This is a genomic window from uncultured Cyclobacterium sp. (assembly GCF_963976465.1).
Taxonomy (GTDB): domain Bacteria; phylum Bacteroidota; class Bacteroidia; order Cytophagales; family Cyclobacteriaceae; genus Cyclobacterium.
Map to the genome: position 1 here is coordinate 1 of NZ_CAXBOC010000236.1, position 8167 is coordinate 8167.

Here is an 8167-nt window from a genome sequence, read left to right on the forward strand (position 1 = left end):
TTCTTTTTAACACCTTGGCAAAATACGCATTGCTTCCCTTTTGTTTGAATTTACCGAGACTAAAGCTCATGGCATTGCCCACAACAAACAAAAATGAAGGAAAAACCAAATCTGTAAGTGTCAATCCATGCCAATCAGCGTGGGTTAAAGGACCAAAACTGGTACTGCCATCTCCGGGTGTATTTACAATCACCATCAAGGCCAAGGTCAGTCCTCGTAAAACATCCAAAGATTGATACCTGGTGGAGGGCCTAATGGAGTCCAATGTATTTGTCATAGTATTGTTGATATTTTTAGTTGTGTGTATCTTCCAAAAAAGACTATACGATCTGATTCAAAGCCTCCTTTATCTACTATTGGCTGGTAGAAATAACCAGTTATCAAGTTTCTAGTTATGAATGCATTTTCACTAGCCCTCGGAAAAATTGGATCAAACCCAAGCATCAATTAAGTACCTGGCTTTGCCTATTTCGGCCAACCTTAAATCCAGGCTAAGTTTATTATGGGTTTACTATGCAAATTAAATGATAGGCTACAAAATATAGGATAAAGTACTTAATGCCGTAGCCTTTATCTTGAAAACAACTGTTTTCGGCCCTTAATTTCTATCAAGCATATCAAAAAAGCAAAAGTAAAGACACTTATTATAATACAGGTCAAGTTTATAAAGGAAGAAAAACTAAGCCAATGGATCCTCATTTCGTCTTTTCTAGAAGCAGTTTAAAAGACCTGGGGAAAACATACCTCAGCTGATAAAAATTATTACCTGATCCAATAACAGAATCTTGACATAGATTTATTTCAGTCCATTAAGGTCCCTGAAGGTAAAAAAGCCATTCAGTCCCTTTGCTCAGGATCCGAAATGGCTTATTCAAATTTCATTTTTATGAGATCTACTTCTAATAATCATCCAAGTTAGGATCTCTGACCATGGTTTACACTTTACTAATCCATTTACTTCTTATTTTCTGGAAAAGTCGTCTTGCACACGCACAATATCTTCCTCATCTGAAGGGTTTTCTGGATCAGTATGCATCCATATTTCAGCCACTACTCCCCAGTTGTTTAAGCCTACTAACCTGTGTCTTTCACCTTGCTTCAGGCGTTGCACTTCACCTATAACCATCTCTTCTAACGCTCCTTCGGTATCGTTTTCGCTTGTTATCAATCCACCTTCACCCTCTACCAACTTCCATATCTCTGCCCTTCTGTGGTGGTATTGCCAAGATAATCTTTTCCCGGGTCCAACGAGTAATATTTTAGGGCTTAATTTATTTTTCAATTGCTCAGGTGACAAGCTTACTTCAGGAAAAAACTTTTCCTTGAACTTGCTGATTTGATCTTCATCGATGACAAAAAAACCACCCCATGGTCTGGTTTCATCTTGGTTTATAATCTGAAACCCGTCGGCTGCTAACCAACCTTCAACTGTTTTAAAAATAGCTGCTTTAGATAAATCTTTCTCTATTGTCATTCTATTCTATAATTAAACAAAGTATTAAAAATTGCTCTTCTAAATTACGCTCAAAAGATAATGATTTTTTATTGTTTTTTCTCAAACAAACTTGCGGCCCCTATCATGGCTGCTTTTTCTCCCAATTTGCTAATGAAAATTTCCGGATAGGCATTATTGGCATTCAAAACCCGTTTCACTACTGGCAAAAACAAATCTCCGGCTTTGACCATATTCCCTCCGATAACAACTTTATCAATTGCTTTTCCTTCCATTTGCAAAAGCATTAGTTCTGCCAAATTTTGGCCAAACTCTTTGAGAACATCTAGTGTGGAAGGTCTCATCTCCGGCATGGCCAGCAGGGCTTTCAGGCCATCCACTTTAATACCGAATGCTTTCTTTGCCCACCTTACAAAAAACGAAGTACTAATTAAATCCTCTGCAATACCCCCTTTAAAAGGAACTGACCAAAATGCACCGTCTTCAGCTTTATCACCAAATTTATAGGAACCTCCAAGTCCGGTACCTAAAGTGATTCCCATTAGTTTTTCCTGTTGGGGCCAGCCTGCTACAAAAGCCTCTCCTTGTAAGAAAGCTGCAGCATCGTTAATAAAGTCGATATTTTTTAGGGGAAGGTTTAGTCTATAAGAAAGGGCTTCTTTTAGATTGACCTGATAAAGAGCCCTGTATTTCCCCTGATCTAAAATCAAGGATATACCTTGATCATAATCGAATGGGGCCGGCATGGCAATGCCTAAGTAAGCCTCCTTTTTGATTTTCAAAGAGGATATACAGTCCGTCCAAGCATTTAAGATTTCTTCCATAGTACCTAAAGAATCCACAGGATTTCTAGCAATCTTCTCATCCAAGATACTGGAACTTTCATTATCCAAAAGCCCTGCACTAATATGCGATCCTCCAATGTCTACACCAACAATCTGTTTCATTTTAATGTTTTTCTTTTCACCTAAGCACTTCTTTGAATCCTTCTTTATCATGGTAAGCAGCAAATTCAAAGTCAGCTGCAGCCCGGTCTTTTAAGAATTCGTTTCGGCTAATGGCTTTTTTAAGGTTTTCATAAAGCTTGGTTTCCTCTCCATTTCTTGCAGCAATTATTGCTAGGCCATAAAAAGGAAAGCCATTGCTCATATTTTGTATGGCACTATTTTCAAATTGTATCGTAGCATTGTAATAATCTCCCGACAAAACATTCGCTAGTCCCTGATTAAAAAGATTGACCGGGCTTTTTTCGGCATCGTTCAAATGGATTACAGCCAATCTATAATCTCCATTGAATATTGAAACGGCACCCAAAGCAGCTTGGTGGACTTTTTTGATTTCATCAAACTCAGTAAGGGTATAAGCTCTATAAAAACTATTGTAGGCACTAAATCTGTCTTCCCATAACCAAAACACAATTCCTAGATTATAAACCGCAAAAGAATTCTCAAAAATAGCATTGGACCGGTTGAATGCAAAAAGCGCATTTTCCAGCAACTGGTTTTTATCCTTGGTATTGCTGGTTCTATTTGCCTTATTGGCAAAGACTACCCCTAGATTATTAAAGGAAAAGGCACTTGGATAAACTTCTACCATGGCCCTTAGAATCTCTTCTTTCTCATTCCATCCCGGCTCCATTTCCAGTGCCCGAATATAATCATTTTCAGACAAGGTATCTGCAGGAACCCTCCCCTTGCGAATGCTTCTACTCAAAATTGACAGCTCAAGATCAGCAATGCTTTCAACGTTACGGGGAGCCATAATTGCCTTTTGGACGAAGGGATTCAAGACCTCCCGTTGAACTTTATTAAAAGAGGGCAAGGCTTGTAATTTCTTTAATTTATAGGTCCAGTCTCCCGGGCCTTCCAATACCTTTAGAAAAGGTAACTTGGCGGTAAATGGTATTCCACTGTAAGAGGAAAAAGCATCTCTTAAATCTTTCAAACTGTTTTCAAAAAGCATGCCTACGGTCTCTTTTTGATAGGGCTCTACCCATAAGCCCAATACAGGATACTTTTCTTGACCGCGGTACTGTCCTATTTGGGATAGCGCGGCAGTGGTAATAATACCTGTTGAAACAAGGACTTCTTGGGTTTCATACTGGCTGGCCCCTTGATTATTTGAAACCTCTCCTTTGGCATACAAGTTGCCGCTTTCCATTCCTTTGACGAAAGGCATGCTAAAGCTTTCGGTCAGTTTCACACTTGAATAAACATCAAGTGTATCCCCTTTTACCTTTAACTTTTTTTCAAAAAAATACGTTTCTTTATCATACTTGAAATATGGAGATAAAGCATAGGTTTCATTGCTTAAAAGCATGGCATTTGGAAGGACAACAGTTAAATCAAACCTTACTGAATCACCCAAACGCTCTAATTTATGTGGGTCTAAATAAATTTTTTGGTTATCTGCTTGTACAACATTACAAGAATAACTTGCAATTGTCATACAAAGGATAAAAAAGGCAATGTATTTTTTTACCATATTCATAGGTTAACCAATTTATTATCAATAAGTTGCTTTAATTATAATTCTTAGAACTCTAAAATGGTCATTAACATGGAAAATATAAAACTATTCTTCCAAGAACGAGCCTTCGGGGTTTGCTCAAAATTAGGAGAAAAACTTCATTTCCCTATCGACAGCATTCGATTGTTTTTTATCTACAGTTCTTTTATTACCCTAGGATCCCCAATCATTCTGTATGTAACGCTTGGGATGCTAATGAAAATAAGAACTTATTTAAGGAGAATGAATAACCCGGCTTTATTTGATTAATTCAGATCGGAGTATTTTTTCTTTCCTTTCAGATAATAAGACCATATGATGGAGTAAACCGCAAGAGGCTTTGCTGATTTATGATGCTTTACCTTTTTATATTGACCACTCTTCAATGCATCACTTTTTGTAAGGAAGTCCCAATAGGCTCTTACTATGGCCCAACTATGGGATACTCCCCTAGTAAACAGCAAATGCATTAAAGCCCCGACATCCAGAATCATTCGCAAAAGGAAAACTTTTAGAAAACCATCCAGCTCCAAATTACCTTTGAGCATATAAAGGCTATTTCTAAAATTAAGGTAAGTTTTCAAGGGGTTTACCTGAGACAAAGTACCTCCACCGAGGTGATACACCTTGGTTGCTCCACAATGATGGATTTTATACCCTTCATTTCTCATCCTCCAACACAAATCTATTTCCTCCATATGAGAAAAATAAAACGGATTAAAACCTCCAAAATCATGGAAAATTGATGATTTAACACAAAAACAAGCCCCTGAGGCCCAGTCTAATTCGATTGAATCATTGTATTGCCCTTTATCCTCTTCCAGCAAATGAAGGATTCTTCCCCGACAAAATGGATAGCCTAGTTGATCTAAAAAGCCACCTGCAGCACCTGCATAGTCAAAGTAACCTTTTTTGACCAGAGAAAGCACTTTGGGTTGACAGGCTGCCACTTTCGGATTCTGTAATAGATAACCCACAAGCGTTTGATCCCATCCGCCTGTAACTTCCACATCTGAGTTGAGGAGTAAATAATAAGAATAAGTATCTTTTAAATGCGCTAAACCCAGGTTATACCCTTTGCTGTATCCGTGGTTTTCACTAAGTAAAATTAACCTGATTTCAGGAAATTCTTTTTGAAGATAAGAAATGGAGGCATCATTGCTTCCATTATCTACGACAATAATATCATAAATACTATTGCTTTTTACCTGAGGTAAATACTTCCGCAGCATGGCTTCTCCATTGTAATTTAAAATAACAATAGCAGCCTCCTTCATTACATCATGCTTCCAAAATCCATGCCCGGAATATTAGGCATCATACCTGCAGTTGCAGCACTCATTTTTTCTTTGATTTTTACATCTATATTTTCCAGTGCCTTATTGGTAGCCCCAACAATAAGGTCTTTCATCATATCTTTGTCTTTTTCATTGACCAAAGTAGAATCAATTTCAATGTCCAACACTCTCCTTTCACCATTTACAATCACTTTAACCATGCCGGCTCCCACTTCACCTTCAGCCTGCAAATGTACCAATTCAGCTTGGGTGGTCTTGATTTTGGCTTGAGCCTCCTTCACCTTATTCATTATATTCATCATGTCAAACATATGCTTCCCTTTTTATTTCTATATTAATTAATTCCCTTTTTTATAATAACTTAAATCTCCTTATTAATGACAAACCTTTCTCTATCAAAATGATGGAAAGGATTTCTTTTTATTGTAAGCAGTCTATTGAGCGTTCTTAATTTTTTTAACAATTTCATTGAGACTTAGGCTTTCTTGCTCACCACTCGCCATGTCTTTTAAGCTGATGGTATTATTCTCCAATTCATCAGATCCCAATACTCCAACATAGGGAATCCCCTTTTTCCCTGCATAGTTAAACTGCTTTTTAATTTTCACCAAATCAGGATAAATTTCAGCAGCAATCCCTTCTTTTCTCAAAGCCGTCAGGATGCCTAAACAGGCCTCTTTTTCTTTCTCACCAAAATAGGCTAACATTATTTGTGTTCGCTCCACTTCATCATCAGGAAAAAGATCCAACTCTTCGAGCACATCATATAGCCTGTCCACTCCAAAGGAGAAACCTACACCTGAGACACCTTTCAGGCCGAAAACTCTGGTAAGATCATCATATCTACCTCCCCCACTTACGGATCCAATGCTAACTCCATTGACCTTCACTTCAAATATCGCTCCGGTATAATAAGACAGTCCTCTGGCTAATACAGGATCAAAAACCACATGGTTTTGGTTTTCTCCCATTTTAGCTAAATAAGAAAACACCTCTTCAAGCTCATTTATCCCTTTTAAACCTATCTCACTTTCTGCAAGATACTTTTTCAAAAACAGCAACCAACCAGCATTGTTATACTCATTTTGTGATAAGATCGGTGATAATTTTTTAATGGCATCTTCAGAAAAGTCTCGCTCTATCAATTCCACTTTCACCTTTTCCCAGCCTATTTTATCCAATTTATCAATGGCCACGCATAAGTCAGCCTCTTTTCCAGAGGCACCAATCACCTCAGCAATCCCGGTAAGAATCTTTCTATTGTTGATCTTGATGTCATAATCTGTAAGCTTAAAATCTGAAAAAACCCTTTTGATCATGCAAAGGATTTCTGTTTCACATATAAGGCTATCTGTACCCACCACATCCGCATCACATTGGTAGAATTCCCTATACCGTCCTTTTTGAGGCCTGTCAGCTCTCCATACCGGCTGCATTTGAAAACGCTTAAAGGGATAAGTTATTTCATTTTGGTTCATAACCACATACCTTGCAAAGGGTACGGTAAGGTCATATCGCAAACCTTTCTCTGAAATCTTTGGCAACACCTTGCTTTCCCCAGAATTAAAGGTCTCTGTATCTATCTTTTTTAAAAAAGCTCCACTGTTAAGTACTTTAAACAAAAGTTGGTCCCCTTCATCCCCGTACTTGCCTGTCAAGGTACTTAGGTTTTCCATGGTTGGTGTTTCCAACTGCTGGTACCCAAATAATTTGAATGTAGCTTGTATGGTATTAAATATATAGTTTCTTCGGGCCATTTCATTGGGGCCAAAATCGCGCATACCTTTAGGTATTCCTGGTTTTTGTTTGCTCATCCTCTGGAATTTTGGCCAAAGTTAAAAAATTAAAAAGTATATTGGAGGATATTATCAGGGCAATTTGAGGGGAAAACCCAACTTCTTTAATTAATTTCTGTATTTAATTAATATTTTACTTACCTTTGCCCTTCATTTCAAGCGAGAACAAAAAACAAACAATACAATGGCTGTTACTACTTTAAAAAGAAAATTAAGAAGAAAAAGACAGGCACAGAATGCAAGGGTACAAAAAATCAAATTATTGAGTGCTCAGCCTGTCCTCAAAAATGTAGATGTAGAAGAAATTAAGAAAGAATTTTCTTCAAGCAAATAAAGAGATAAAGAAGCCCGAAAAACATCGGGTTTTTTTATATCCTTCCTCTTTTTCCAAATTCAATTACCTTAAGATTTTTGACAGTTTGATCCAATTCAAAAGTCAACATGGTTTTGATTTGATGAAATCCGTGATTGCCTATAGCTCCTGGATTCATATACAACACACCCAATTCTTGGTCTTGCACCACCTTACATATATGTGAATGTCCACATACAAACAAATGGGGTTGGTATTTTTTTATTTTAGCTTTCACGCCTTTGGCATATCTAGGTGGTTTCCCACCGATATGTATCATAAATACTTTCACTCCCCCACTTATAAAAAACATTTCTTCTGGTAGTTCTCTCTGAAGGTTTGGGTCATCTATATTCCCAAAAACAGCCCTTAAAAGTGGCTTTCCAGGCAATTTTTCCAAGACCTCAGGATCTCCAACATCCCCTGCATGCCAAATTTCGTCTACTTTTTCCAAAGATTTGATAGCATTTTCAGGAAGGCTACTGTGCGTATCACTAATCAAAGCTATTTTCACCATAGCATATAAATTTTTATCTTCATTAAAAGAGCAAAGCAAAGACAATTAAAATTGGAAAACAAACCTCAATTTTCAAATCGTGGAAAGAAAAATTAAAATTCCAAAAAAATAAAAAAACAGCACTTTTTATTTTTTGTTTCCCGCTCTCCTACCTATCAATTAATGTGTTAGCTACTTATGAATTTACCAAAGTTTGTGGGCCGATAATTTTAATTATAAGAAAACATCCTTTAAAAGATGCCA

The 8167-nt window shown here is 37.3% G+C and carries 10 protein-coding genes; 2 read left to right on the plus strand and 8 right to left on the minus strand.

Translation table 11 applies throughout. The annotated features are described in order from the left end of the window. The 4 genes from AAC037_RS13755 to AAC037_RS13770 form a co-directional block, all read right to left on the minus strand. Positions 1 to 277, minus strand: a 277-nt coding sequence (locus tag AAC037_RS13755) for a DUF5009 domain-containing protein (protein ID WP_339903525.1), incomplete at its 3' end; no start/stop codon positions are given. Positions 278 to 961: 684 nt separating this feature from the next. Then, positions 962 to 1474: a phosphoheptose isomerase gene (locus tag AAC037_RS13760; protein WP_339903526.1), complete on the minus strand. Its 513-nt coding sequence runs from the start codon at positions 1472 to 1474 to the stop codon at positions 962 to 964. Between the two features lie 68 nt (positions 1475 to 1542). Next, positions 1543 to 2400: an ROK family protein gene (locus AAC037_RS13765; RefSeq protein WP_339903527.1), complete on the minus strand. Its 858-nt coding sequence runs from the start codon at positions 2398 to 2400 to the stop codon at positions 1543 to 1545. 16 nt (positions 2401 to 2416) lie between these two features. After that, complete coding sequence (locus AAC037_RS13770) at positions 2417 to 3943, minus strand: hypothetical protein (protein ID WP_339903528.1); 1527 nt, start codon at positions 3941 to 3943, stop codon at positions 2417 to 2419. A gap of 69 nt (positions 3944 to 4012) precedes the next feature. Here AAC037_RS13770 and AAC037_RS13775 point away from each other — a divergent pair, with 69 nt between their 5' ends. After that, positions 4013 to 4231: a PspC family transcriptional regulator gene (locus AAC037_RS13775; protein WP_014018501.1), complete on the plus strand. Its 219-nt coding sequence runs from the start codon at positions 4013 to 4015 to the stop codon at positions 4229 to 4231. On the opposite strand, the gene AAC037_RS13780 is transcribed toward AAC037_RS13775, so the two are convergent. The 3 genes from AAC037_RS13780 to hisS form a co-directional block, all read right to left on the minus strand. Then, positions 4228 to 5238, minus strand: a complete 1011-nt coding sequence (locus AAC037_RS13780; RefSeq protein WP_339903529.1) for a glycosyltransferase family 2 protein — start codon at positions 5236 to 5238, stop codon at positions 4228 to 4230. The genes AAC037_RS13775 and AAC037_RS13780 overlap by 4 nt on opposite strands. Beyond that, positions 5238 to 5570, minus strand: coding sequence for a YbaB/EbfC family nucleoid-associated protein (locus AAC037_RS13785; RefSeq protein ID WP_339903530.1), 333 nt, complete (start codon positions 5568 to 5570; stop codon positions 5238 to 5240). Before AAC037_RS13785 ends, AAC037_RS13780 begins: the two co-directional genes overlap by 1 nt. Positions 5571 to 5693: 123 nt before the next feature. Next, positions 5694 to 7073, minus strand: a complete 1380-nt coding sequence (gene hisS, locus AAC037_RS13790; protein WP_339903531.1) for a histidine--tRNA ligase — start codon at positions 7071 to 7073, stop codon at positions 5694 to 5696. A 166-nt stretch (positions 7074 to 7239) separates the two neighbouring features. Between hisS and AAC037_RS13795 the strand changes: the two genes are divergently transcribed. Continuing rightward, positions 7240 to 7389: a hypothetical protein gene (locus AAC037_RS13795; RefSeq protein WP_014018505.1), complete on the plus strand. Its 150-nt coding sequence runs from the start codon at positions 7240 to 7242 to the stop codon at positions 7387 to 7389. Between the two features lie 34 nt (positions 7390 to 7423). Here AAC037_RS13795 and AAC037_RS13800 read toward each other — a convergent pair whose 3' ends face one another. Then, positions 7424 to 7924 (minus strand): metallophosphoesterase family protein, encoded by a 501-nt coding sequence (locus AAC037_RS13800; RefSeq protein ID WP_339903532.1) that lies wholly within the window; start codon positions 7922 to 7924, stop codon positions 7424 to 7426. Between the last annotated feature and the right edge of the window lie 243 nt (positions 7925 to 8167).